The 24,231-nt window shown below is 58.6% G+C and carries 29 protein-coding genes, 1 tRNA gene and 1 pseudogene; 11 read left to right on the top strand and 20 right to left on the bottom strand.

Translation table 11 applies throughout. The features are described 5' to 3' along the window. Window position 1: 1 nt before the first annotated feature. The 4 genes from OK438_06145 to OK438_06130 form a co-directional block, all read right to left on the bottom strand. Window positions 2–1,483 carry a cytochrome bc complex cytochrome b subunit gene (locus tag OK438_06145; protein MDA4125011.1) on the bottom strand — a complete coding sequence of 494 codons (1,482 nt, stop codon included), beginning with the start codon at window positions 1,481–1,483 and terminating at the stop codon, window positions 2–4. A gap of 4 nt (window positions 1,484–1,487) precedes the next feature. Continuing rightward, window positions 1,488–2,147: an arsenate reductase (azurin) small subunit gene (locus OK438_06140; GenBank protein MDA4125010.1), complete on the bottom strand. Its 660-nt coding sequence runs from the start codon at window positions 2,145–2,147 to the stop codon at window positions 1,488–1,490. Between the two features lie 28 nt (window positions 2,148–2,175). Beyond that, complete coding sequence (locus OK438_06135; protein MDA4125009.1) at window positions 2,176–2,844, bottom strand: hypothetical protein; 669 nt, start codon at window positions 2,842–2,844, stop codon at window positions 2,176–2,178. 147 nt (window positions 2,845–2,991) lie between these two features. Beyond that, complete coding sequence (locus OK438_06130; GenBank protein MDA4125008.1) at window positions 2,992–5,046, bottom strand: heavy metal translocating P-type ATPase; 2,055 nt, start codon at window positions 5,044–5,046, stop codon at window positions 2,992–2,994. A 64-nt stretch (window positions 5,047–5,110) separates the two neighbouring features. Between OK438_06130 and OK438_06125 the strand changes: the two genes are divergently transcribed. From OK438_06125 to OK438_06115, 3 genes are all read left to right on the top strand, one after another. Beyond that, the gene (locus OK438_06125; GenBank protein MDA4125007.1) at window positions 5,111–5,260 is read left to right on the top strand and encodes a YHS domain-containing protein; all 150 of its coding nucleotides are present in this window, start codon (window positions 5,111–5,113) and stop codon (window positions 5,258–5,260) included. Between the two features lie 208 nt (window positions 5,261–5,468). After that, window positions 5,469–6,800, top strand: a complete 1,332-nt coding sequence (locus tag OK438_06120) for an NADP-dependent malic enzyme (protein MDA4125006.1) — start codon at window positions 5,469–5,471, stop codon at window positions 6,798–6,800. 31 nt (window positions 6,801–6,831) lie between these two features. After that, complete coding sequence (locus OK438_06115; GenBank protein ID MDA4125005.1) at window positions 6,832–7,305, top strand: GNAT family N-acetyltransferase; 474 nt, start codon at window positions 6,832–6,834, stop codon at window positions 7,303–7,305. A 212-nt stretch (window positions 7,306–7,517) separates the two neighbouring features. Here the strand turns inward: OK438_06115 and OK438_06110 are convergent, their stop codons facing one another. Both OK438_06110 and bcp read right to left on the bottom strand, forming a co-directional pair. After that, window positions 7,518–8,240: a hypothetical protein gene (locus tag OK438_06110; protein MDA4125004.1), complete on the bottom strand. Its 723-nt coding sequence runs from the start codon at window positions 8,238–8,240 to the stop codon at window positions 7,518–7,520. A gap of 12 nt (window positions 8,241–8,252) precedes the next feature. After that, the gene (gene bcp / locus OK438_06105) at window positions 8,253–8,726 is read right to left on the bottom strand and encodes a thioredoxin-dependent thiol peroxidase (protein ID MDA4125003.1); all 474 of its coding nucleotides are present in this window, start codon (window positions 8,724–8,726) and stop codon (window positions 8,253–8,255) included. Window positions 8,727–8,787: 61 nt separating this feature from the next. Between bcp and OK438_06100 the strand changes: the two genes are divergently transcribed. Beyond that, window positions 8,788–9,633 carry an amidohydrolase family protein gene (locus OK438_06100; GenBank protein MDA4125002.1) on the top strand — a complete coding sequence of 282 codons (846 nt, stop codon included), beginning with the start codon at window positions 8,788–8,790 and terminating at the stop codon, window positions 9,631–9,633. On the opposite strand, the gene OK438_06095 is transcribed toward OK438_06100, so the two are convergent. Further along, window positions 9,630–10,064, bottom strand: a complete 435-nt coding sequence (locus OK438_06095; GenBank protein ID MDA4125001.1) for a DUF2203 domain-containing protein — start codon at window positions 10,062–10,064, stop codon at window positions 9,630–9,632. The genes OK438_06100 and OK438_06095 overlap by 4 nt on opposite strands. Before the next feature lie 95 nt (window positions 10,065–10,159). On the opposite strand from OK438_06095, the gene OK438_06090 reads away from it, so the two are divergent. Then, the gene (locus OK438_06090) at window positions 10,160–10,696 is read left to right on the top strand and encodes a cob(I)yrinic acid a,c-diamide adenosyltransferase (GenBank protein MDA4125000.1); all 537 of its coding nucleotides are present in this window, start codon (window positions 10,160–10,162) and stop codon (window positions 10,694–10,696) included. Here OK438_06090 and OK438_06085 read toward each other — a convergent pair. Further along, complete coding sequence (locus OK438_06085; GenBank protein MDA4124999.1) at window positions 10,693–12,153, bottom strand: aldehyde dehydrogenase family protein; 1,461 nt, start codon at window positions 12,151–12,153, stop codon at window positions 10,693–10,695. The genes OK438_06090 and OK438_06085 overlap by 4 nt on opposite strands. A gap of 36 nt (window positions 12,154–12,189) precedes the next feature. Further along, window positions 12,190–13,416, bottom strand: coding sequence for an acetyl-CoA C-acyltransferase (locus OK438_06080; protein MDA4124998.1), 1,227 nt, complete (start codon window positions 13,414–13,416; stop codon window positions 12,190–12,192). Between OK438_06080 and OK438_06075 the strand changes: the two genes are divergently transcribed. Beyond that, window positions 13,394–13,804: a hypothetical protein gene (locus OK438_06075; GenBank protein ID MDA4124997.1), complete on the top strand. Its 411-nt coding sequence runs from the start codon at window positions 13,394–13,396 to the stop codon at window positions 13,802–13,804. The genes OK438_06080 and OK438_06075 overlap by 23 nt on opposite strands. 404 nt (window positions 13,805–14,208) lie before the next feature. After that, window positions 14,209–14,382, top strand: a complete 174-nt coding sequence (locus OK438_06070; protein MDA4124996.1) for a hypothetical protein — start codon at window positions 14,209–14,211, stop codon at window positions 14,380–14,382. Between the two features lies 1 nt (window position 14,383). Here OK438_06070 and OK438_06065 read toward each other — a convergent pair whose 3' ends face one another. The 4 genes from OK438_06065 to OK438_06050 all read right to left on the bottom strand — a co-directional run bounded on the left by OK438_06065 (window position 14,384) and on the right by OK438_06050 (window position 17,270). Further along, entirely contained in the window at window positions 14,384–15,169 is a 786-nt protein-coding gene (locus tag OK438_06065; protein ID MDA4124995.1) for a Nif3-like dinuclear metal center hexameric protein, read from the bottom strand. Window positions 15,170–15,199: 30 nt separating this feature from the next. Continuing rightward, the gene (locus tag OK438_06060) at window positions 15,200–15,994 is read right to left on the bottom strand and encodes an enoyl-CoA hydratase-related protein (protein ID MDA4124994.1); all 795 of its coding nucleotides are present in this window, start codon (window positions 15,992–15,994) and stop codon (window positions 15,200–15,202) included. After that, window positions 15,995–16,771 carry an enoyl-CoA hydratase-related protein gene (locus OK438_06055; GenBank protein ID MDA4124993.1) on the bottom strand — a complete coding sequence of 259 codons (777 nt, stop codon included), beginning with the start codon at window positions 16,769–16,771 and terminating at the stop codon, window positions 15,995–15,997. Window positions 16,772–16,850: 79 nt separating this feature from the next. After that, on the bottom strand, window positions 16,851–17,270 hold the full coding sequence (locus tag OK438_06050; protein MDA4124992.1) for a GNAT family acetyltransferase: 420 nt from the start codon (window positions 17,268–17,270) through the stop codon (window positions 16,851–16,853). Window positions 17,271–17,311: 41 nt separating this feature from the next. On the opposite strand from OK438_06050, the gene OK438_06045 reads away from it, so the two are divergent. Next, complete coding sequence (locus tag OK438_06045; protein ID MDA4124991.1) at window positions 17,312–17,740, top strand: acyl-CoA thioesterase; 429 nt, start codon at window positions 17,312–17,314, stop codon at window positions 17,738–17,740. Here OK438_06045 and OK438_06040 read toward each other — a convergent pair. Genes OK438_06040 through OK438_06030 form a run of 3 tightly spaced genes read right to left on the bottom strand, consistent with a single transcriptional unit; the run spans window position 17,727 to window position 20,690 of the window. After that, window positions 17,727–18,617 carry a 3-hydroxyacyl-CoA dehydrogenase family protein gene (locus OK438_06040; GenBank protein ID MDA4124990.1) on the bottom strand — a complete coding sequence of 297 codons (891 nt, stop codon included), beginning with the start codon at window positions 18,615–18,617 and terminating at the stop codon, window positions 17,727–17,729. The genes OK438_06045 and OK438_06040 overlap by 14 nt on opposite strands. A 25-nt stretch (window positions 18,618–18,642) precedes the next feature. After that, window positions 18,643–19,497 (bottom strand): GNAT family N-acetyltransferase, encoded by an 855-nt coding sequence (locus tag OK438_06035; protein ID MDA4124989.1) that lies wholly within the window; start codon window positions 19,495–19,497, stop codon window positions 18,643–18,645. A gap of 5 nt (window positions 19,498–19,502) precedes the next feature. Then, window positions 19,503–20,690: an MFS transporter gene (locus OK438_06030; GenBank protein ID MDA4124988.1), complete on the bottom strand. Its 1,188-nt coding sequence runs from the start codon at window positions 20,688–20,690 to the stop codon at window positions 19,503–19,505. Window positions 20,691–20,806: 116 nt separating this feature from the next. On the opposite strand from OK438_06030, the gene OK438_06025 reads away from it, so the two are divergent. From OK438_06025 to OK438_06015, 3 genes and pseudogenes are all read left to right on the top strand, one after another. Beyond that, a tRNA-Ser gene (locus OK438_06025) sits at window positions 20,807–20,904 on the top strand. 124 nt (window positions 20,905–21,028) lie between these two features. After that, window positions 21,029–21,250, top strand: a pseudogene (locus tag OK438_06020) (sulfurtransferase TusA family protein). A 42-nt stretch (window positions 21,251–21,292) separates the two neighbouring features. Then, the gene (locus tag OK438_06015; protein ID MDA4124987.1) at window positions 21,293–21,670 is read left to right on the top strand and encodes a cupin domain-containing protein; all 378 of its coding nucleotides are present in this window, start codon (window positions 21,293–21,295) and stop codon (window positions 21,668–21,670) included. Window positions 21,671–21,784: 114 nt separating this feature from the next. Here the strand turns inward: OK438_06015 and OK438_06010 are convergent, their stop codons facing one another. From OK438_06010 to OK438_05995, 4 genes are read right to left on the bottom strand one after another with little or no spacing between them, the layout of a single operon-like run. Next, the gene (locus tag OK438_06010) at window positions 21,785–22,129 is read right to left on the bottom strand and encodes a metalloregulator ArsR/SmtB family transcription factor (protein MDA4124986.1); all 345 of its coding nucleotides are present in this window, start codon (window positions 22,127–22,129) and stop codon (window positions 21,785–21,787) included. 2 nt (window positions 22,130–22,131) lie between these two features. Next, the gene (locus tag OK438_06005; GenBank protein ID MDA4124985.1) at window positions 22,132–23,379 is read right to left on the bottom strand and encodes an NAD(P)/FAD-dependent oxidoreductase; all 1,248 of its coding nucleotides are present in this window, start codon (window positions 23,377–23,379) and stop codon (window positions 22,132–22,134) included. Window positions 23,380–23,392: 13 nt separating this feature from the next. Beyond that, window positions 23,393–23,641 carry a sulfurtransferase TusA family protein gene (locus tag OK438_06000; GenBank protein ID MDA4124984.1) on the bottom strand — a complete coding sequence of 83 codons (249 nt, stop codon included), beginning with the start codon at window positions 23,639–23,641 and terminating at the stop codon, window positions 23,393–23,395. Window positions 23,642–23,651: 10 nt separating this feature from the next. Continuing rightward, window positions 23,652–24,152 (bottom strand): DsrE/DsrF/DrsH-like family protein, encoded by a 501-nt coding sequence (locus tag OK438_05995; protein MDA4124983.1) that lies wholly within the window; start codon window positions 24,150–24,152, stop codon window positions 23,652–23,654. Between the last annotated feature and the right edge of the window lie 79 nt (window positions 24,153–24,231).

The following is a 24,231-nucleotide window of genomic DNA, read 5'->3' as shown; positions in this document are numbered from 1 at the left end:
CCTACTCCCCCCACCCCTTCTCGAGGAACTTGACGTGCCTCTTGACTGCTCCTATCCCAAGATCCAACCTGTAAATGAGGGCGATGGTTCCAGTTACGGTCAGAGCGAGGGCCCCTAGGGAAAACCCGAGGGACTCGATCGAAGCGGCGTCGGCCCCGTCGAGTGCGAGACCCACGAGGGAGTTGAACACCGCCGCTATCGCCAGGGTCCCTAACCCGAGCAGGAGCACGAATGCCCCCGATGTCCAGGCCGCAGCCGAGCGCAAGGTGGGGGAGGAAGCTGCTCCATCCGGTGCGTGTGCTTTGCCCAGCCCACCAAGCACCAGCCTGTAAGAAACTAGAGTCACAATCGCCACCGCGAGCGCTATCCCGCCTAATACGAGCACCGCCTGCTCATCGGGGATGGCCTGTCCAGGAGTAAGCAGCCCCCATGCAGTGAGCACCGAGATCTCCGCGACCAGAATTGCCCCAAGTGTGACGAAAAGTGGTCTCCCAGATATCCTCCTCTGCTCCCCCCGGTCGACAATCGGCAGCAGGAAGAGGACTATGAATACCAGGCTGACGATGGAGAGGGCGACGGGGAGCCCGGCCTGCTCAAATATCGAGAGCTTCAGGATCTGGTAGACCCACAGGAAGTACCAATCCGGCTGGGCGGTGTACTGCGAAGCTGCCTGAGGGGTGTACTGCGGTGGAAGTCCAATCGGGAATACGACCGAGATCAGAAGCATCAGAACCCCAAAGGCGGCCGCCAGCTCGAGCAGGTACAGGGATACATCCGGGAAGATTGGGAGTAACCTGCTCTTCTTCTCGGATGGCGGCGCCCCCAGGACCGGTTCGGAGATCCCGTGCACTTCGAGCATGTACATCTTGACGACGAGAAGAATCAGAAGGATCGCAGGGAGGACCACGATGTGCAAGTCGAAGAACCTGAGCAGCTCGGTGGCGTCTCCTCCCGCGCCTACCGCCAGGAAGCTCAGAAAGGAAGAAACGGGCTGGGGGAGTGCGTCTATCATTCCCAGACCGACATCCGTCGCCGACTTCGAGACCACCGTCCATGGGAGGAGGTAGCCCGTGAACCCGAAACCGAGGGTCACGAAACCCATTATCATTCCGACAAACCACATCGCCTCGCGCGGCTTCTTGTGGACGGAGACGAAGTACCCCCTCATCATGTGCATGAATGCGAGCATGATCATCGCGTAGGCCGTGTAGAGGTGGACTGTCTCGAGGAACCGACCGTAGCTCACGCTCTGGAAGATGTACTGCGTCGACGAGTAAGCCGCCGTAGGACTCGGCACGTAGTACAGCAGCATGAGCATCCCTGTCACAGCCTGAATTGCGAAAGCGACCACCGCGAGAGCCCCCAGCCAGTAGAAGGGATTGATGGCATAGGCAGGCACCGGCCGCAGCATTTCATGCGACAGTCCAAGCCTGGAATCGATCCACTGGGTGAGCCGAGCCAACAGGCCGTCTTTGGAGGCCATTGACCTAGCTCACCAACGACCCGCCTTGCAGGTCTGCGGAAACGTCGTTGGACCCTGTGTCGTGGCCGAAGATCGTGGGGGCCTTCATTCCGATGGCATAGATGTCTCCATTCGAAGAGTCGTACCGGAGGACCACCTCCGGCAGGGGCCTCGGTGAAGGACCTCCTATCACCTTGGCAGCGTTCTGAAAGTCGAAGACGCTCCCATGGCAGCAGCAATACGCCACAGGGCCGGGCGCCTTGTAGGCAGGGTTGCATTGCGGCGCACCGCCTTCTGGCACAAAACCTACGGATGTGCATCCAAGGTGCTGGCAGACCTGGCTGAAGGCTACGATGTCACCCTGAGGTCCGACTCCACCAAGCCCGGGCACCCCCATCTTCACCAGCAGGTTCGGCTCGTCGTCCAACGGATAGTTGAAGAACAAAGGGGCGTTCACCTTCAGGTCGCCGATGTTGGCGACCTTCACAGCTGGAAACGTCGGGCCCGTCGTCGCCGCCGACTGCTGTAGGGGATTCCACAGCGACTTTGTCACAGCGGCTATACCGCCTGCTACCAAGACCAAAGAAGAGGCGATCGCGATTCTGAGGAAATCCCTGCGTGTCTTCTCCGTCTCTTTCGCCTCTCCATCCTTCCCTTCACTGGTCGGGTTGCTCTCGTCTACCAATCGCGCCACGGCTGTCTTCCGGTGCGTGTCATTTAACCGTCAGGGTGCCAGTCATCCATCCCGACGTGCTCATAGCGCCGGACAGGCCATCCTTTCCATAACCGCAGGGTGTCAGACAGATCCATGTGTACACACCTGGTTTATCGAAGTAAAGGTAGGCTATCACAGTGGACCCTCCAACCACAGGAATGTTGATACCGAGTTGCTGAATAGTAAAGGTATGGGCCAACGAGCCCACTGGAACAGATGTAACGTTCTGTCCCCAACCCATCGAACTATCCATGCTCGGGGTGGTAGCACTCGCCAGGGTCCCGTTAATCAGATAGACGACTCCGCCGACAGTTCCGCTGACTAGGGCTTCACTCGCCGTCGAATTCGCAGTAGGCGTGTCATAGGAGACTATGGTCAGCTGGATCAGCCTGTTTGCCGGCAGTGTGATGTTCGCGGAGGATTGGAAACCATTACTTCCCTCCACGAAGTATTTCGGTTGCATTCCAACAGTCGAGTTCCAAAGGTTCCCCATTGTCTCGGGAATAGCCAACGAATAGGGAGTCACCCCTGCGGTCGTGGTGCTCGTAGTCTCCGTGTTCGTCGATACCAAGTTGGGTGACACCGTCGTCCTGAAGCCCCATCCAATGCCCACCCCCAAGGCAAGAAGGATTACCATCGAAGCCCCCACTAGGGTATTCGTGTTCATTCTGTTCTTACCTAACCCTTTAGGAAACGAAGGAGGTGTATTTAATGCGGGAGACGATTCTCACCCCTGAGAAACGTCTTAACGCGACTTGACTTGCTCCTTCCCCCTGACGAATCTTGAGTTCCCTTCGGAAGATGTCCGGGTCCCTCAGGGTGTCAATTTGACCCTTCTAATCGAGAGCGAATTGGCAACGACGCTCACGGAGCTCAACGCCATCGCGACCCCCGCCAATATGGGATTGAGGATGCCTAGTGCTGCGACGGGAATCAGGACAGTGTTGTAGGCAAATGCCCAGAAAAGGTTCTGCTTGATCTTGGCCATGGTCGCCTTGCTCAACCTTATCGCGCCGACTACATCCTTCAGGTCGTCTTTCATCAACACAATTCCAGCCGTTTCGATTGCAACGTCGGTACCGCTCCCTATGGCCATGCCCACGTCAGCCTCGGCCAGGGCGGGGGCGTCGTTGATTCCATCCCCCACCATCGCAACCACCCGCCCCTCTTCTTTGAGCTTCTTGATGATTTCTGATTTCCGAGCGGGGAACACCTCCGCGTAAACCTCCCTTATGCCTACTTCGTCCGCAATTGCCCTCGCCGTTCGGGTGTTATCCCCTGTGAGCATGGCGACCCTGACCCCCAACTTCATGAGTGAACCTACAGCCTCCTTGGCACCTGGCTTCACAGTGTCTGAGACTGCTATCACTCCAACCACTCTGCCTTCAAGACCCACGATTATTGCGGTCTTCCCCTGTGCCTCAAGTGACGAAATCGCGGCGTCTGCCTCTCCGAGCACGATTCCTCGGCTAGCAAAGAGTCTCCTATTGCCCACAAGCACCTCTTTCCCATGAATTCTGACCGTGACCCCTGAGCCTGCCTCCGCCTGAAAGTCATTTGATGGGGAGATACTCCCGCCACTGTGCCTCGCCCGCCTGAGGATAGCCTTTCCCAGCGGATGCTCCGACCCCTCCTCAGCCGACGCCGCCAGCCCCAGGAGCTCCTGTTCTGTCTCCTCTCCGAAGATGACGAGGTCGGTGACTGAGGGGTCGCCCCGGGTTATGGTCCCGGTCTTGTCGAAAACGACCTGATCCACTTTGCTAGCCCGCTCGAGCTGCTCTCCCCCCTTCAGGAGTATGCCGTTCGCGGCCCCCTTGGCAGTCCCGACCACGATGGCGGCGGGAGTGGCGAGGCCAAGGGCGCACGGACAGGCGACGATGAGGACTGCTATGAACGCAGTGAACCCGTATAGTACCCCCCTGCCGAGCAAGAAGTCCCAGGCGACGAATGCACCGACCGCCACAAGGACCACAGTCGGCACAAAATAGGACGCTATCCTGTCCACCAGCCTCTGGACCGGGACCTGTCCAGCGTGGGCTTCGTCGACCAGCTTCACTATCTGGGCCAGAGCCGTGTCGCTTCCCACCTTAGTGGCCCTGACTTTGAGCAGCCCGGACTTGTTGATGGTCGCCCCGTAGACCTCGTCCCCGACCTGCTTCCCTACAGGTATGCTCTCGCCCGTCAGCATCTTCTCGTCCACTGCCCCGCTTCCCTCGGCAACGACACCGTCCGTCGGAATCTTATCGCCTGGCTTTACTCTGATGAGGTCACCGACCTGAACCTCTTCAACTGGTACCTCGACTTCGATGCCATCTCTGATGACGACTGCATACTTCGGGCTAAGGTCGAGCAGCTTCCTCACGGCATCCGAAGCCCGCCCCCGGGCAGAATGCTCCAGAACCTTCCCAAGCAGGATGAATCCGATTATCAGGGAGGACGCGTCAAAGTAGACCCCCTCCGGGAGAACTCCGGGCACGAAGACCACGACGGTGCTGTAAAACCATGCTGCGCTAGTGCCTAGGGCAACCAAAGTGTCCATGTTCGCGACTCTTGCCCTTATCGCGTGCCACGCTCCCCTGTAGAACACCCAGCCGGCGATGAACTGGACCGGGGTCGCGAGGACGAAGAGCAGCAGGTCCCTAGGTAGCCAACCGGGCGTGGCGACGAACCAAGTAAACAGGAGGACGGGTATCCCCAGGGCAAAGCTCAGAAGTGCAAGGCTTCTAATCCTCCTGAGCTCTCTCGCCGGAGCAACGAATGTCTGAAGGCAGACATCGCTACAGAAGTAGTACGTGGACCCACTCCGAACCGCTTTCAGTGCGTCTTGCTTCTCTTCAACATACATCCCACAGACAGGGTCCTTGGCCAAGCTCTTTCCTAGGACCAGCTGAATTCAGTCGAAGTTAAATCACTCCCTTCCGCTTCATGGGCCAGTGGCAATCGACCCCATCTGCGGGATGACCGTCGACCCCGGTAGGACTCCGTTCCATTCCGAATACCAAGGCACTATGGTATACTTCTGCTCCCCGGGATGCAAAAAGTCCTTCGACAAGGACCCTGCAAGCCACGCGCCCCGCCCCTAAACCAGATAGGTTCGATTTCCAACTCTGAGAATCGCCTTCCGTCCTTAAAGAGGCAACCAGGTCGCGACACTGCGAGCTTACTTTGTCCACTGCACCTCCAGAGCTCGACGACAAGCGAAAATTCATCGCTCTTCCGAACCAGACGCAGGCACCCTCGACACAGTGCGCGGGGGAACCTCTAATAGCCGAGTCCAAACGGCCGAGTTCGATGCCCCAAGCGGCACCCAAGGACGAGGTCTCCAAGAAGGCGATCGCCTACTCCAAGTTCTACGGGGGCAAGGTGGGGACTGCCCCGAAGGTCCCGGTGAGGTCTCTGGAGGACTTCTCCATCTGGTACACGCCGGGGGTCGCTGCGGTTTCGCGCCTGATCGAGGCGGACCCTGAACTTTCCTTCGAGTATACGGGCCGCTGGAACACCGTCGCGGTGGTCTCGGACGGAAGCCGGGTGCTCGGCCTCGGAAACATCGGCCCCGAGGGTTCCCTCCCAGTCATGGAGGGCAAGGCGTTGATCTACAACTACCTCGGCGGGGTGAACGCGATACCCCTTCCCGTAAGGACGAGGGACGAGGAGCATCTGATCTCATTCGTGAAGGCCCTCGAGCCCTCCCTCGGAGGCGTTAACCTCGAGGACATCGAGTCCCCGAAGTGTTTCGAGGTCCTCGACCGGCTCAGGGCCGAGATGAACATCCCCGTGTGGCATGACGACCAGCAGGGGACGGCCGGGGTCTCTCTCGCCGGACTCTACAGTGCCCTGGAACTCACCGAGAGAACCATCGAGGACGCTCACATCGTCCTCTTCGGGTCCGGGGCGGCGAACGTGGCCACTGCGAGGCTTCTCTTCAAGGCAGGCGCGAACCCCAAAGAAATGCTGGTGGTCGACAGGAAGGGAATCCTCCACCCAGAAAGGGAGGACATCGACCAGCTTATGCTCAAGAACAAGTGGAAGTACGAGCTGGCGATCAAGACCAACGGAGACAGGAGGAAGGGGGTGCTCAAGGACGCCCTGAAGGGCGCTGACGTCCTCATCGCCGCAGCAGGCGTTGGCCCCAACATGATCAAGAAGGATGAAATCGCCCAGATGAACAAGCGTTCCATCGTTTTCCTTCTGGCCAACCCGGTCCCCGAGATGCTGCCCCCCGACGCGATCGCTGCCGGAGCCGAGATCGTGGCCACCGGGAGGTCCGATTACCCCAACCAGGTGAACAACAGTCTGCTCTTCCCCGCGATATTCCGTGGTGCCCTGGACGTCCGCGCAAAGACCATCACAGACACCATGGTCATCGGGGCCGCCAAGGAGCTGGCCAGGCACGCCAAGGACAAGGGGCTCACCAAGGACCACATCATCCCGACCATGGTGGAATGGGAGGTCTATCCGCAGGTCGCGGCCACAGTGGGTGACCTCGCCGTTAGAGAGGGCGTCGCGCGAAAGAAGGCGACCCGTGACGAGCTCCTTCAGACGGCCATGGACATGATCAGCCACTCCCGAAAGACCATGGACGCGCTGAGGAAATCAGGCGTTATTCCTGAGCCACCAGAATAAGCCTAAAACGACTCAGTGGGGACCCTTCACCATGGAGCCAATCAACATCAGGCGGGCGACGAAGGCAGAAGTGGATGTCATCGCAGACCTGGTCGTGAGGCTCAAGAAGCTCAACAGCGAGTTCGACCCGCTTTTCACAGTCAAGGAGGACGCGAAGCACCGGGCGGTCAAGTACGTTTCAGAGAGCATCGGGTCGGAGAAGACCCTGCTCCTGTCGGTGACCAAGGGGGACAAGCTCATCGGGTTCCTTCGGGCCGAACTGCGGGAGAGGCTCTTCTACGAACCGAGCAAGGAAGGCCACATCACTGACATGTACGTACTCCCCGAACATCGGCGCAAGCAAATAGGACATGAGATACTGGAGCAGGGGACGTCGCAACTCGTCAAGATGGGGGCTGAGATCATAGTGGCCGAACTGCCGTCGCGAAATGAAATCGGGGTCCACTTCTACACGAAGAGGGGTTTCAGGCGCCTAATCGAAACCTTCGCCCAAGTTCCTCAATAGTCGAGTGCGGTTCCCAGCTTCGGACAATCGCATTCGCCTAGGTGCATCCCACATCGGTAACAGTGGTGGTTCGTTCCACCGCAGGCCGCCGGGTGTACCTGAGTCTTGAGACAGTAGGTCTCGTCCTGAAGTGCCAGCAGCAACATCTGACACCCCGAACACCTATTGCGTATTTATGTTAGACCAAAACCGGATGACTGTTCGTCATTCGACTAATACTTCTTGCCACCCTGGACCTTGAGAAGTCCGTCCCCACCGATTTCCATGGCAGTTTCGAAGGACCTCGCGTCGTCCACCGTGATTCCCCCGCTCACCGTCCATTCCTTGAACGATGCGTCGTCTGCCACCTCGGCCCTGATCTGATGGGTCGAGGTGTGAGCAAGGGTCACCGCCTTCCCGGTGTAGTCCTTCCTGCCGACCAGGACGCGAATCGAAGTCGGGTCCTGGCTCTCGAACCTCACTAACCTGGTGTACTTCCTGTAAAGCCTGGCTAGGAAGTACCCATAGAGGACAGTCCAGACGAAGAAGAAGACCCCAAGGCTTACCCTCGCTATGTAGTCGAAGGCGAAACCTGTGAGGCCAATGAAGAGCAGGCTGAGACCGACTACCACCGCGATCACCTCTCCCTTGAACAGCTGTGTCCTCCCCGGAATGCGCTCGTAGAAGCGGCCGAAGAGACCAGCGTACAGGAGGGCGACGAAGAACCCGATGACGGCTATCAACGGAATGTAGACTGCGACGACTGAGTCGAAACAGTCCTCGACGCTGGTCCCGGGCGTCGCGGGGAGGCAGCTCTGGGAGAAGTTCTGGGAGATGATGGCCAAGGCGTCTGCCTTCAGGGCAAACAGTAGAAGCACATTGAAGAGAGCAAACCCACCGAGATAGACCGTCCCTGCGAGGGTCCCTGCCTTGATTCCCGCGAAGAACGAGCCCAAGAGGTTCCGTTCCTAAGAACTCAGGGTCTCGAGCACTTCGGCGTCGTGCCCGTCGACCTTCACCTTTCTGAATATTCTGCGTATCTTCCCGCCCTTGTCGATGACGAAGGTCGACCGCTCGGTTCCCCAGTAGGTCCTCCCGTAGTTGTTCTTTTCCTTCCAAGTGTGGTAGAGCTTGTGCGCCTTCAGCCCTTCGTCGCTCAGGAGCGTGAAGTTCAGAGAGTACTTGTCGATGAACTTCTTGTGGGACTCCAACGAGTCCTTGCTTACGCCCAGTATTACAGCGTCCACGCCTTTGAACTTGGGGAGGTTGTCCCGGAACGAGCATGCCTCCCTCGTACACCCGGACGTATCGTCTTCGGGATAGAAGTAGAGAACGACGTTCTTGCCCCTAAGTGAGCTGAGCCTGACCGGGTTCCCGGAGGACGACGGCAGTTCGAAATCTGGGGCGTGGTCGCCTTCCTTCAAATCCTTGGATGCTTTCATGTGTCCAACCCAAACGAGCCATCACAAAAACTTAATGATTGCACCTCCGGCCGCGAGGCCCGTGCCCATCGATTTTCATGTCCATCCATGGACGAGGAGTTTCATGAAGAAGAACGGGCCCATCATGAAGGCCTGTCGGTTCTTCAAAGTGGACGTGTCAAAGCTTCCCAGCTCTACAGACCAGCTCCTGGAGGAGATGGACGAGGCGGGAGTCCACATAGCGGTCATCCTCGGCCAGGACACACACGCAACGAACAATTCCAGCTTCAGGAACTACACCATGAAGAATGACCAGCTCGCTGAACTCGCACGCAAGTCGGGGGACAGGCTCGTAGCCTTCGCCGGGGTCGACCCCAATGCGGGCGCGGAGGGGGTGCGCGAGCTTAGAAGGGCTGTCAAGAACCTCGGCCTCCGTGGCTTGAAAATCCACAGCAGCGCCAACTCAGTCTATCCCAACGACCAGCGGAGGATGTATCCACTCTACGAGTTCTGCCAGGATGCGGGGGTCCCGATTCTGTTCCACACGGGCACGACCGGGCTTGGCGACTGCGACATCAAGTACAGCAAGCCGGAGTTCTTCGACGAAGTCTGCCAGGACTTCCCAGACCTGAAGGTCATCATGGCGCACTTCGGGTGGCCCTGGCCGGACGTGACCATCGCCACTGCCCTGCGCAACCCCAATGTTTCCATCGACGTTTCCGGCTGGAAACCCAAATACATCCCCCAGAGCGTCTTGCCCTACCTGAACGGGATCCTCAAGGACAGGTTCTTGTTCGGAACAGACTACCCGATGCTGAGACAGAAGGAATGGATGGACGATTTCGAGGCGAACCTCAGGCCGAGACTGAAGCCCGGGGTGGCAGAAAAGCTACTTACGACGAACGCCAGGCGAATCCTTGCCGGCTAGGGTTGGATGAGCTGAATCTTCAACGGCTTGCGCCCGTTGTAGCCTTCGTCGGGCTTGTGCCAGTAGGAGACATCAGCTTCCCCATACTTCCAGCAGAGCATCACATGTTCTCCATACCTCTCGGCAGGGAAATCTATCAGCCCAAAGTCCAGGTCCTTCACCTGCACTCCAAGGTCTTCCAACTCCTCGATCTTCTTGGTCATCCCTTCCACCAACGCATCCAGGATGGCCGCCTTCTCCGCCACCTCGGCCGTCCTGAAGCCAAGAAGGTTGTACCTCTCGAGCTCGGTGTGAAGTTGGACGACCATCTTCTTCCTCTCGATCAGCTCCTTCACCTTGGGTTTGATGTCCGGGAGGAGTTTGGACGCTTCCTGGGGGGTGTACAGATGTCCGGCTTCAAAGTCGAACGTCGTTGTGCGATTCGCCTCCATCTTCCTGGAAGGTTCGCATAAATTCCTTCCTACTGGAAAAGATGTGCTTGTTTGGTTTAACATTGTTTATTTGACGCGATTAAATCCGAACCCCGTTGTACACGCGGCGCGGCGACAGGGGCGAGACATCGCTCTACGGGCCGAAAAGGGTTCCAAAAGATTCTCCGCGCGTCGAAGCCTACGGCACCATCGACGAGCTCAACAGTCTTCTCGGGGTCATCATAGCGCAGTCGAAGAACAGGAAGATCAACGCTGAGTTGAGGGAGGTCCAGCGATGGCTCTTTGTGGCGGGCGCCGACGCCGCTTCGGAGCTCGGAGTCTCCACGGCGGTTCCGCGGATCTCCAGCGCAGACACCGCCCGGCTCGAGATCATGACCGACAGACTCCTGGCGGGCCAGCCGACGTTGAAGAACTTCATTCTTCCAGGCGGTTCCCTCGTCGGGGCCAACCTGCAGTTGGCCAGGGCCGTCTGCCGGAGGGCAGAAAGACGGATACTGACCGCTTCGAAGGCCGAGCCCATGAACACTGAACTGGTGCCATTCTTCAACAGGCTCTCGTCCTACCTGTTCAACCTGTCCCGGAGTGTGAACAGGAAGGCAGGAAAGAAGGAAGACCTCTGGAAGTCGGCCTAGTCCAGGTTCACGGAGACGTTCTTCACGCGGACGTAAGAATGAATCGCATCCATCCCCTGCTCCGAGCTGTTCCCGCTCCTCTTGAACCCCCCAAAGGGCGTCTGCGGGAACGTGAGAGGTTCTTCGTTGATCGTGACTATCCCGGCCTCGACCGACCCTGCGACCCTGTGGGCCCTTGCCAAGTCCTTTGTCCACACGCCCGCCCATAGGCCGTAGTCCGAATCGTTGGCTTTCGCCACCGCATCATCCTGAGTCTCGAAGGTCGTGACCGTGAGCACCGGTCCGAAAATCTCCTCCCTCGCCACCCGCATGTCCTGCGAAACTTCGTCGAGTATCGTCGGGCTGTAGAAGTAGCCCGTCCCGAGCCCCTCCGACTCTGGGGCCGACCCCCCCGTCGCCACCTTGGCCCCCTCGGCGATTCCAAGCTCCACGTACCCGCCCACCTTCCTCCTGTGCGAGTCTGCGACCAGCGGTCCCATGGTCGTTTCTGGTTCCATACCGTTCCCGAGCCGCATGGACTTCGCTCCGCCCACGAGCTTGGTCATGAGGGCGTCCTTCACCCCTGATTCCACCAGAAGCCTCGACCCCGCCCAACACATCTGCCCTGCGTTGGTGAATATCCCGTTGAGCACTCCCCTGGAAGCTTTGACCAAGTCGGCGTCGCCGAAGACCATTGTCGGGTTCTTCCCCCCCAGCTCCATCACTGTCCTGGTCAGATTCGTCGAGGCGAGGGCCATCACGCTCATCCCGGTCTCCACGGACCCGGTCAAAGCCACCAGCTTGACGTCCCTGTGCCTCGCCAGTGCTCCCCCCACCTCATCCCCGCCCCCGGTGATGACATTGACGACTCCGTCCGGAAGTCCAGCTTCCTTGCAGACTTCTGCGAACTTGAGCAGGGTTATCGGAGTGAAAGAGGCCGGCTTCGCGACAACCGTATTCCCAGCTGCCAGAGCAGGGGCCATGCTCCTCGCGGCCATCACGAGGGGGTAGTTCCAGGGAACGATATGGGCAGTCACCCCCAGCGGTTCCTTGACGGTATAATCAAGGCGGTTTCCGGGCACGGATATGGTGCTCCCCTGTATCTTGTCGGCGAGCCCCGCGAAGTATTCGAAGTGGCGCGCTGCCATGGCCACGTCCCCCTTCGCCTGGCCCAGGGGTTTGCCATTGTTCGACGTCTCAAGCTTCGCGAAGTCGGCCAGCCTTTCCCGAAGGGCCTGCGACACCTTGTAGAGGATTCTCCCCCTCTTGCTTGGGTCCATCGACCTCCAGGCTGGGTTCTCGAACGCCTTCTTGGCCGCGTCCACCGCAGTGTTCACGTCGTCCACGTCTCCCTTCGGAACGTGCGCGAGCACCTGGCCCAATGCGGGATTGAAGACTGGGTAGATCCTGCCTGAATGCGAAGGGACCCAGGCCCCCCCGATGAACATCTCGTAGGTGGGGACAGTTTCTGCCTGCACGACGAATGCCGGGAGAGCTTCGCTGGGAGATAACTCTTACTTCACTAGCTCGAAGGCCGTCGAGATTCCCTGGCCTACCCCGATGCACATGGTCGCCAGGCCGTACCTACTTCCCGTCCTCTTCATCTCATAGACAAGGGTGGTCACCAGCCTCGCACCGCTGCATCCCAGGGGGTGCCCCAGCGCGATAGCTCCACCGTTCGGGTTCACTTTCTCCGTCCCGAATCCTGGCATCTCCTCGACGCAGGCGAGGACTTGGGCTGCGAACGCCTCGTTGATCTCGATGACCCCGAACTCCTCCAGTTTCATTCCCAGTCTCCCTAGCAGCTTATTCGTAGCGTCTACAGGTCCTATGCCCATGTAGCTCGGGTGGACGCCCGCAGTAACGCTCCCCAGATACTTGGCAACGGGCTTCAAACCATGCTTCTCGATCGCTTGATGACTTGCTATCAACATGGCGGCCGCCCCGTCGTTGATCCCGGACGAGTTCCCGGCTGTGACCGTCCCCCGCTCTCTAAACGCCGGCTTGAGTTTCGCGAGCTTCTCAAGGGACGTGTCCTTTCGTGGCCCCTCGTCAGAATCCACTCCGTCCGGCGACTCTGAGGTGTTTACGGGGATGACTTCCTCAACAAACCTTCCCGATTCCTGTGCCCCCACGGCCTTCCGATGACTGCCAAATGCGAATTCGTCCTGTGCCTCTCTGCTGATCTTGTACTTCTCCGCGAGGTTCTCTGCGGTCTCCCCCATGGAGTAGAGCGGATACTCCGATGGGAACGCGGGGTTCGCAAACCTCCACCCTATGGTGCTATCGACCAGAGTCAGGCCGCCCCTCTTGTAAGCGTGCTCTGGCTTGAGCCCAACCAGAGGAGCCCTTGTCATGCTCTCGACCCCTCCTGCGATCAAAAGATCTCCCTCTCCTGAGAGAACGACCCTGGCGGCGTCATTCACGGCCTCAAGCCCCGATCCGCAGAGCCTGTTGACAGTCGCACCGGGAACCGTGTGAGGCAATCCTGCGAGAAGCACCGCCATCCTCGCCACGTTGCGATTATCCTCTCCCCCCTGGTTCGAGCACCCAAAGTAAACATCATCCACCGCCGAAGAATCGAGCCTTGTTCTCTCCACAATCTTCCTAATCATGAGTGCGCCGAGGTCGTCTGGCCTGACGTCGCGGAGAATCCCGCCGTACTTTCCGATCGGTGTCCTGACTGCCTCTACCACGTAGGCAGCCTTGGCTTCGTCCATGGGTTCGAGCCGACCGGCCATCTCTTATCTTCTTCGTGCGAGAAGCCTCTTCGTCAAGAGCGCGGAAGTCGCGGGGAAAAAGCCTCAGACCCTCATCACTGACGGCCTCGGCTCATACCATCGGGCGTTCAAGAAGGAATACAGGAACGCCTACAACGACGACGCGGTGAAGCCAGTCCACATCAAGGAGATTCGCCTCGCGGGGAGAATCCACAACAACAAGATGGAGAGGCTCAACGGGGAGATTCGGGACAGGGAAAAGACCTTCAGAGGCCTCAAGAGAGCCGACACGCCCATCCTGACTGGCTATCGAATCTTCCACAACTTCATTAGGCCTCACGAGGCCTTGAAGGAAAAGACCCACCCGACTTTGCGGGAATCGAAGTCCCAGGGGAGAACAAATGTCTAACCCTAATACAGAACGCAAGCAAGGCAAGAATGAGTGTTGAGCATCCTCTGCCCTAAATGCCACCGACCATTCACGAAACAGGTAGTCAAGAGAGAGGTTGCGAGCGATGAAATCCACAAGGGAGAGCCTTTCGCTGGAACACGAGGACGTCCCTATTCAATCGATATTCCAAAGGCGGTCGTGGAATACAGGCATTCCTGCAAGTGCAGACACTGCGGACATGAGTGGACAGAAACCAAGATGGTGAAGTTTGATGTATGAATTCGACGAGAGTTTCCAGTCTTGCTCTGACGCCGAAATCCGACGCAGATTACCCAGAACCGGTATTGATCTACAACATGACCTAGGTCAGCTACAGACAGACCCTGGTCTCCCGGGAACTTCAGGGGAGAATGAACGCCACCATGCGGACCATAGTCTGGGGGGTCAATCCCCTCGGCTCGATTGTCGGAGGAGTGCTTTCCATTGTTCTGGGGATTCATCTAACGATTGGCCTCATGATAGTCTTCGCTTCCTTCGCCTTCTTGTGGGTCGTCTTCTCGCCGCTGCGGAAAGTTCGCGACTTCCCGACCGCTTAGCCTAGCGCACTACCCCGAGGGTGTCCGACCTGATTCCCCTGGTGCGCAGCTTCCGAAGAAAGAGGTTGATCCCGATCGAATCTCCGGCCATGTGACCCAGCACGACAAGGCTTCCCTTGGAGTCCTTCCTCAGTCTAATGAGCTCGTCGTAGTCGATGTGAAGGTAGATCACCGTATCGATGCCGTGGTCGAAGTACGCTGTCGCGACCGGGAATCCGCCGTTGGTCCCTGCCGCGAAGACGAGAACCCACTTGCCCAGGGGGTCCTTCCTCTCCCCCATCCTGACCTCGATTCGTGTCTTCGCCTTCCTGAACTCTGGAATCCTCTCTAGCTTGTCCACGAGCTCCCCCACCGTCCTCGCCCTCGACCTCCCGATGGCGCCCAGGAGGAACTCCCTGGTGACTTGGTCGATGGGCAAGTGTATGTTCATGAAGGGGATCCCGAGCTTTTTCGCGAAGTCCACGTCCTGCTGGTAGTTGGTCGGATGGGCCTTGACCTCGATCCTACTCACCAGTTCCTCGGTTGCCCTCTCCGCGACCTCTTCTGGGACTCCCTTCTCCATCATGAATCCGACATGTCTCTCGACCACCCGGGGGAACGTGAGCCTCGCCGGCCCGACGGGGTGGTGCGCAATGAGCAGGTCGTATCCTTTTTCCTTCGCCAGAATGAGCTCGGGCGCTCCCGCGTCCAATGCGAAGAGGACCTTCTGGATATCCTTCCCTGGGACCCAGACCCCGCTGTCCGCGGGGACCTTCGACATCCTGGCCATGCCCAGAGCGAGCTGCATTATTCCTGCTGTGTCCAGAAGCGCCGCCTCCTATTGACCCGAAAAGTTCGCTTCCCGTTTCTCGAAGAAGGCCCTGACTCCTTCGACGTGGTCCTTCGTCCTCCCCGCTATGTCCTGCAGGTAAGTCTCATACTCCAGGGCTGAGTCCATGTCCACGACAATGGCCCTGTTGAGAGCCCTCTTTGTAAGTCCCATCGCTCGGGTCGGACCTGATGCCAGTCTTTCGGCGATCTCGATGAGCTCGTCCCTGAACCTGTCGTCAGGGAAGACCCAGTTCACCAGGCCCAGGTTCAGCGCCATGGTGGAACCGATGGGCTCCCCCAGGAGCCCCACCTCCATCGCCTTGGCGAGGCCCAGGATCCTCGTCAGCCAGAAGCTGGTACCCGAGTCCGGCGCCAGGCCCACCTTGATGAACGCTTCGTGGAACGTCGCCTTTTCCGAAGCTGCCCTCATGTCGCAAGCCAGCGCCAACCCCAGCCCCGCTCCTGCGGTCACTCCATTCACCCCAGCCAGGACCGGCTTGTCCATCTTCCTAATCCGCTGAACAATCGGGTTGTATTTCCTCTTGAGGACCTCTCCAAGCAGGTTCGGCTTCCCGCTGTCGTAGCTCGCCCTGTTGGTGTTCAGGTCCTCACCTACGGAAAACGCCCTCCCTTCCCCGGTCAGGACCAGACAGCGCACCTCAGTCGCCTTCTCCCCCTCCTTGAGTGCCTCCATCAGGTCGATTCCCATCTGCTCATTGAAGGCGTTCAGCTTGTCGGGCCGGTTTAGAGTGATCCAGTAGACCCCTTTTTTCGCCTCCGTCTTCACAGTCTCGAGGTTCAACTACTTCCCCTTGAATTCCGGCTTGCGCTTCTCCATGAATGCCTTCATTCCCTCCACCTTGTCCTCGGACGCGAAGAGCAAATAGAAGAGCTCCCTTTCGAAGTCCAGGCCGTCGGAGAGCCCCATCTCGAAGGCTTTGTTGACCGCCATCTTTGCCAGCCGGACCGCCACCGGGGACCTCGCAGCTATCTCGTTGGCCACCTTCTTCGCTTCCGTCAGGTACGCCTCCTTCGGCACGACCCTGCTTACTAGCCCGAGGGTCTTCGCCTCCTCTGCCCCGATCCTCTTCCCCGTGAGTACCATCTCCATCGCCTTGTACTTCCCGACTGCCCTGGTCAACCTCTGGGTCCCCCCTCCCCCCGGGATGACGCCGATGTCGATTTCCGGCTGGCCGAGCTGGACCGTCTCAGACGCTATCAGGACGTCGCAGCACATCGCCAGCTCCAGCCCTCCTCCCAGGACGAAACCGCTCAATGCCCCGACTATCGGCTTCGGGTACCTCCCCACACGGTCCCACAGCGGGAAGAAGTGACCAGTCATCGTCATCTGGACCGCCGTCATGTCCGCCATCTCTTTGATGTCGGCCCCCGCAGAAAACGCCCTCTCGCTCCCCGCAATCACAACGCATCTCACCCCGTCGTCCGTCTCGAACTCCCCAAGCGCAGAAACGAGCTCATTGACCATTTTGGTGTTCAGCGCGTTCATCGCATCGGGCCGGCTGAGTGTAATCACACCCAGCGCGCCCTCTTTCGAGGCCGCTATTGTCTCGTAGTTCACGCCAGGTGCGCTACTCCTCGGCTGTAAAAACTCTCGCCTGGGCCAAGCATCCTGCTCACCTAATCGGCGCGGCTGGAGGCTAGTCCTCCCTCAGCACTTTCCCGTGAAACGTCATGCTTTTGTCGGCCTGATAGCCGAGCCTCTTGAAGAAGGCGAACGAAGCTCGGTTCCGGTTGTAGACGACCGCGTTCACCTTCAATACCCCCTTCCGTCTCATTCTCCTCTCAACCTCCTGCACGAGCCTCGTGGCTACTCCCTTTCGCTTGTACTCAGGAAGCACCCCCAGGTGGTACAGCCATCCTCTCCTCCCGTCCCAGGCGCCGAGGACAGACCCGACCACCCGCCCGTCCTCCTCAGCCACGAGGAAGAGCTCCGGGTCGCGCTTGAGCTTCCTGCGAATCTCCCCTAGGCCATCTCCGCGACTCGTTCCGAAGCTACTCTTCTCCCAAAGGTCGCTGACCTCAACATAGTCTCTGAGACGGAACTCCCTAACCTTCACGGTTCTCCCTCGTCCGCGAGTCTCAGCCGCGACGTTAAAAGATGGAGGGCAAAACCCAGGCGAACATGGGGACCTGGCACGAGAGCAAACTGAGGGTCAGGTTCGAGGAAACAGACCTAATGCAGGTTGTCTACTACTCAAAATTCTTCGTCTGGATGGAGGTCGGCAGAATCAACCTCCTCAGGGATATCGGATTGGCGTATCAGGAGTGGGAGAAGAAGGGCTTCCACATCCCAGTTGTCCAGGCCCATGCAGACTACAAGTCGTCGGCGAGATTCGACGACGAAATCGTGGTCAAGACCCGCATAGGCACGGCGGGCACCAGCAGCATCCGCTTCGAAAACGAAATCTTCAAGCTCCCTCAGATGGAACTTCTCTGCGCTGGCCACACCGTCCACGCCCTGATCGGCAAGGGCGGCCGCTCCGTCCCCATCCCCGTCGACCTGAAAGCGAAACTTACTTCGTCTTAGTCGAGCCGGGCGAATTCCATTCGTAAAACCCCTTTCCGCTCTTTCGCCCCAAAAGGCCGGCCCGGACCATTTCACGGAGCATCGGCGAGGGCCGGTACTTGCTGTCCTGGAGCTCCTGCATGAACACCTGCGTGATATTGAACGTCGTGTCAAGGCCTACGTAGTCGAGAAGCTGGAGAGGCCCCATGGGCCAGTTCAGACCGAGCTTCACTGCCTTGTCAATGTCCTCTGGGTCGGCGACCCCCTCCTGCACCAGGAAGACGGCTTCGTTGAGAGCCGGCACGAGGATCCTGTTGACAATGAAGCCCGGTGAATCCTTCTTGCACAGAACAGTTTCCTTCCCCATCTTGACGGAAACCCCCTTCACGATATCGAGGGTCTGGGCCGAGGTCCTGTTCCCCTTGATTATCTCGACCAACGGCATGAGCTGGGGCGGGTTGAAGAAGTGCATGCCGCAGACGTTCTCCGGGTGCCTAGTCGCAGACGCGAGCAAGGTTATGCTGATCGAAGACGTGTTCGAGGCGACGACAGTGTCGGGGCCGACGAGTTCGGAGACGCGCCTGTAGAGTTCGAGCTTCAGCTTTGGGTCCTCGGTCGCAGCTTCGATGACCAACTGGCTCCCACCGATGGCCTCAGCCAAGTCGGTCGTCGGGTGGATTCTCGAAATGAGTGCCTCCCCCTGCTCCTTCGTAAGCTTGCCCCTCTCGACGAACTTTGAAACGCTCCCATCGAGCATCTTCATCCCTCGGTCGACCAGCTCCTGGTTGATGTCGAGCATGGACACTTCGTACCCTCCGACCTGAGAGGCCACCTGGGCTATTCCGTGACCCATAAGCCCCGCTCCCAAGACTGCGACTTTGCTTACTTCCCGCTGCATGGGGCTCCTCGGCCCGGTGCTCGTTTTAACCATTGGCGCCGCGCACGAAGAGGATGAGGCTGGCCATCCGCTTGAGTCCCAGGGCCCTGACCATGCAGATGAGGGAAGACCCCTGCGGAAGGTAGACGAGCTTCCTCGTTAGCTTCGCGTCTCCTCTGAGGCTGAGCACGTGGCTCAAGAGCTGTCCCGCTCCTTCCTTGTCTCCAGCTAGGAAGCAGACCTGCCTCCACACCTCCCTGCCTTCCCTCGCCCTTCTCGTCACCACGACCGCGCCGTCCGATACCCAAACCTCGCCCCGGGCCACAAGCTCTCTGAGGACTGGAGGTGAAAGGGCGATAGCGGCAAACGAGTCCCAGAAGACTCCCGACCCGAGCCTGAATTCCTTCGAACCCCGTATGGTCTCGACGACCCGTCGTAGGTCTCTCTTCTCTGCCTTGCGCACGCCCTTCTTCGGAAGGAACCTCTTCCCCTTCCCCGGTTCATAGACTGAAACCCTTGAGGCCTCCTTGAACCTGATCCTCGCGATTTGCCTGTGGGCCGTCCTGTTCCACGAGCTGCTCGTCAACCTGAATACCTTCACTCCTCGGCCCCTGGCGACTCCCATCGAATTCTCCCCCAGCATCGAAGCGAACCCCCTTCCCCTGAAATCAGGATGGATCCTGGCCCCTTCGAACCAGGCTGACCCGTCTTCCATGAACCTGACCCGGTTCATCCCAACTGGGACTCCGTCTATATCCACGACAAACATCCTCCCCGACTTGTCATCGAGCCACTCGTCCCAGACGTAGGGGATGTAGTCGTGTCCCCCCCAGATGTCCTTGATGAAGCTCATAAGCCGATTCTTGTCCGAGGGCTCGGCATCCCGTATCCTTACGCTCAACGACGTCAGACGACTTTCAGCGGGGTAAAATCCTTGTCTCCATGCGGCATCGGGTCGATATTGGTCGGCAGCCAGAGATGAAACAGCGCTGCGAGCGCCCGGCCCCCGGTGGCTACGACGTATAGGATTGCCAGAGACTCCCATAGCCCGAGGAAGGAGTTGACCGAGGTCAGCAGGAACGCAGCGAAGAGCGAGCCGGTCATGGTCGTAACCCCGGTGACGAGGTTGAACTCCGCACCGTACCTCCCCCTGCGTCCGACTGGCGAGATGTCGAAGAGATATGCCGCGAAGGCGATGTTCAGCAGAGCATTGGTGAATCCGGAAAAGACGTTCAGGGCATAGATCTCCCAGGAGGCGCCGATCACCATGTAGGCGATCGGATAGGCTACGAGGCCCATCCGTCCCCAGAAGACCCATCTCCTCCTGTCCCGGTCGACGAGCCTTCCCACCAGAGGCTGGAATCCGATGGTCGCCGCGACCGCAATGACCTGGGCAACACTGTATTCGAAGAGGGACATGTTGACAATCTTCACCGTCGTTATGGTGAAAAGCGGCCAGCCGAAGCCCCAGAAGAAACCGTAGAAGCCGGTGACGGCGTAGTACCTCCTCATGCGGGCGGTTCCCAAACCATCCAGAGAGCGCTGCACCACCGGTCTCTCCTTCATGCCCCTAAGCATGAGCGCCGAGACCACGAATACGACTCCCGCGAGCGCGTCGAGTATGGCGTAGGACGGGTTCACTGCGGTGATCGCGGTCGTGATTAGAAGCGCGATCAGGGCTCCGTAGCTCCCGAGCTGGGCAAAGTTCGCAAGGAACGCGCCCCTTCGACCTCCCTCGGAGGCTTCCCCGAGGAATGAAGACCAGCCGGCAGCATAGAAGCCTAGACTGAGGGTGATGGCCGTGTAGGCGACCGCGAGGACGGTGGTAGCCGTTACCAGGGAAGTGAGAAGCCAAAGAGTCCCCATGACTCCACTGAAGAGCATCGCCAGTGCAAGGCGCTTGGAGAGGCGGTCTGCGATCCTGCCTCCGATGAGCTGCGTGATAGATGAAGCGAGGGTGCTTATGGCCTGGACGTAGCCGATCAGTAGGTCACTCCCACCGGAGGAGGTGACGTTGAATGCAACGAAGGGGCTCGCTAGGTTGTTTGCAAGCGAACTAAGGAGGGCGTGAAGCCGAACCCTGAGTTCCGTCAAGACACCGCTACCACGGCCAGCCATCGCTCGCCCCTAAGACGTCGGTCAAATGATTCTTCCGTTCTTCCTCTTCACACCTTATGAATGGGCACGGGCTGTGCGGCAGGGCCGGGCGTGCCGGGGTGGCAGAGTGGTTAATGCGCGGGCCTTGAGATGCCACAAGAGAGCCCGTGACCTTCGGGTCGCGTGGGTTCGAATCCTACCCCCGGCGCCACTTGCCGTGCGACCGCTCGACCAGCCTCACTCGGTGCCATTGACGACCTCAAAGCGCTTTGTTTCTCAACTGTGAGAAACGACCTTCCACCTCATAAGCGGCCGTCAGTTCCCCGACTACCGGCGTGCAGACAATAACCGCTCGGCGAAGGGTCATAGATTCCAGAGGGACATGGTGTCCTCCAACTCCGCTGACAGACCTCTTCAAAGCATGGAGGGAGGCCTCCATCGGCGAAGAAATCGAGCTATGGGCAACGGAGCCGGGAGTGGAAAAGGACGTGAAGGCGTGGGTGCGCAAGAGCGGCAACCGCCTGTTGCAAGTCACAAGGAACGGCGAGCAGGTCAAGATAGTAGTGAAGATTACCCGAAAGGGCAAGAGGACCGAATGGATATCCGCAGCCAAGAAGAGCATCCGCGATCCAGACGAAGTTAAGGAGACGCCAAAGGGGAAACTACAGCTAGTTAGCATCGGCGGATTCACTCTGGGTCTCCGCACCCTTCAACCAGGCTGGAGATGGTCGACTTCTATGAAGCCAATCGCGAAGACTCAATCCTGCAAGATTCGCCACGTGGGCTACGTCATCTCGGGAAGAATGGCCTTCTCCATGGACGATGGAACCAAACTCGAGGTCGAGCCCGGCGACGTTTTCGACGTGCACTCGGGGCACGATGCATGGATTGTCGGCGCGGAACCATCCGTGTTTGTCGACCTCATAAGCGCTGACGCCTTCTCGCAGCGTTCCAACGGCAGCTCCTTGGAACGCTGAACCGCCTAGGAATTGTCCCGAACGCTGTAATCCGACTTCTCCCTCGGAACTATTCCTATGGAAGAGAAACCCTGAATCTCCCCTAAGGTGCTAGTTCTAATCGACGACAGACTGCTACTTGACTACTTCAGCGAACATCCGGGTCTTACGAAGCCTTTCCTCGATAGCTTTCCTTACAAGGTTGCAAGCTTCGCCGATCCGCGCGTCGGCTAGGCTGTAGGATATCTTCGACCCGGACCTCTTTGTCTCCAGCAGGCCGAACTGTCTTAGGACACTGAGGTGCTGAGAAAGATTCGCCTGTGGAATCCCGGTCATTTCCACCAACTCGGTCACACTTCTTTCCCCCTGCTTCAAGATGTTCAGGATCTGAATCCTCTTGGGGTGCGACATCCCCTTGCAGAATTCCGCCTGCATCCTGCAAAGTTCGTCTTCGACTCCCCTGTTGGTGAGAATCTGCACCTCTATCTCCCCTGTGTCACCTGCGGAAGGGGTGCGACCATGGCCTTTTCTTCCGCCTTTGCGACGGGCTTTCTCGTCTGCCCGAAGAAGATGTCGAAAATCCATTCCAGACTCCCCCCAAGTGCCCGCCAGTAGAGTAGCACGAAGGACTTCTTCATGACGTACTTGACGAACGACGGCTTCTGGTCCGACGCTGGCGACGTGTATGTCGCGGAGACGAAAATGGCCCGCCTCCCGCCGACCTCCATTGGACAGTTTATCCTTCCATTGTACTCCAGACGTTCAGTGGATCCCTCAAGATCGGAGACTATGTTCTTCGCCACCACCACGGACTGCAGGTGGGCGACCACTCCGGACTTCGACACCGGAATATCGGTTGCGTCTCCGAGGGCATAGACGTCGCTGTACCCCTTCACGTTCATCGTTCCTCTTTCAGTCGGAATCCAACCGTCCTGGTCTCCGATGGAGGATCTTAGGATAACGTCTGCCCCTCGATGAGGCGGCACAGTGATCAGCATATCGTATTCGTATGACTCACCCTCAAGCGAGGAGATCGTGTGCGACTTCGGGTCGACCGAATCGACGTTGAAGAACGGTACCACTTCGACTCCCTTTTCCTCTAGGAGTGGAGCCACTACATTGGAGATCTTCTCCGCTGGGTAGGGCCTGGGGTAGGGGGTGAGGAACTTGATGGTGACCCTGTCTCTGATTCCCCTCTTTGTGAAAAGTTCGTCCAACATGAACGCTGCCTCGTTCGGAGACGGAGGGCACTTGTGTGGAGTTCCTGCAATCGCAATGACTATGGTGCCTCCCTTGAAGCTCTGCAGAGCACTCCAGAGCCGCCCGGCGTCTCGAGGCCCAGTGTGGAAGTTGAACGAGTCTTCCCTCAATCCAGATATCCTGTCGGGGTCCGCGACCGCCCCTGTGGCAATTACGAGGTAGTCGTAGCTCAGTTTCCTGCCTCCCTCCGTTAGGATTCTCTTCCCCTTCAGGTCGATGGTCGCCGCCGGGTCCTCGATGAAGGTCACTCCATCGGAGAGGAGGTCGCGCTCTTCTCTCACGAAGCTTTCAGGGGACGCTCCCTTGAATGCGATGTCCAAGTTCGCAGGCTGGAAAGGATGCTTGGCTCCCTCTCCGACCAGAGTTACGGAAACGTCTCCATCCCTGATCCTCCCCCTAAGGGACGAAGAAAGGAGGTTGGCCGTTAGCGTCCCCCCTGTCCCCGACCCCACCACCAGGATTTGCTTCATCTTGAGCCGTCCCCTACTTTCCCTTTCTGACGATTCCGACGACTATCTTGGTGTAGTCCTTCTCCTCTACGATTTCGACGACGCTGTTCCCGCTCTTCCTCGCCCATGCGGTCACGTCACTCTTCGCAGCTGGGTCCGTCGCCCAGAGTTCGATGACGTCCCCCACCTGGGAGTTTCTGTAGGCCTTGAAGAGGTCGGTGATTGGCCCAGGGCAGAAGCTGCCCCGGGAGTCGACTACTTTCCTCTGCTGGATTGTTGACATCTCTCTCCACCTAGATGAAGATGATCTGTCCGCCCTCGCCCAGTTCCAGCATGGTGGCGGCTCCGACTATGTCATCCACTTCAGGAATCAGCATCTCTTTGCTGATGCCCATGACTTCCAGCGTGGACGAGCAGGCGTGGAGCTTCACACCGAGATCCTTCGCCGTCCTGATCATCTCCGGGATAGGCGGCATCTTTGCCTTCTCGATCTTCCCCTTCATCATCCGAGTTGCCATCGCCGTCATCCCTGGAATCATTCCAAGTATGTTCGGCATGGGCATCCCTGGGTTTCCGACCGGGGCGACCTTCAGTGACCCGACGGTCTTCTTGTTGAGGACGTTCATCCCCCAGAAGGTGAAGAACATGTGGACTTCCCTTCCCATCGTCGCGCCTGTGGTCGCTATCATGAACGCGGGATAGACCATATCCAGCGTCCCCTTCGACAGGATCACGAGCAATTTAGAATCCTGCACGGTCCTGTCTGCGGTTTGCGTGGCTACTATCTGTGCCATTCTCTCACTTGGATATTCGGGCTTTCGAATATGCTAATAAGACGAGGAGACAATTCTCATAGTTGGGAAAGCATGCGGG

The sequence above is a fragment of the Nitrososphaerota archaeon genome, from assembly GCA_027887005.1.
Taxonomy (GTDB): domain Archaea; phylum Thermoproteota; class Nitrososphaeria; order Nitrososphaerales; family Gagatemarchaeaceae; genus UBA183.
Note: the sequence above shows the minus strand (reverse complement) of the source record. Positions and strands in the feature narration are given on the sequence as shown.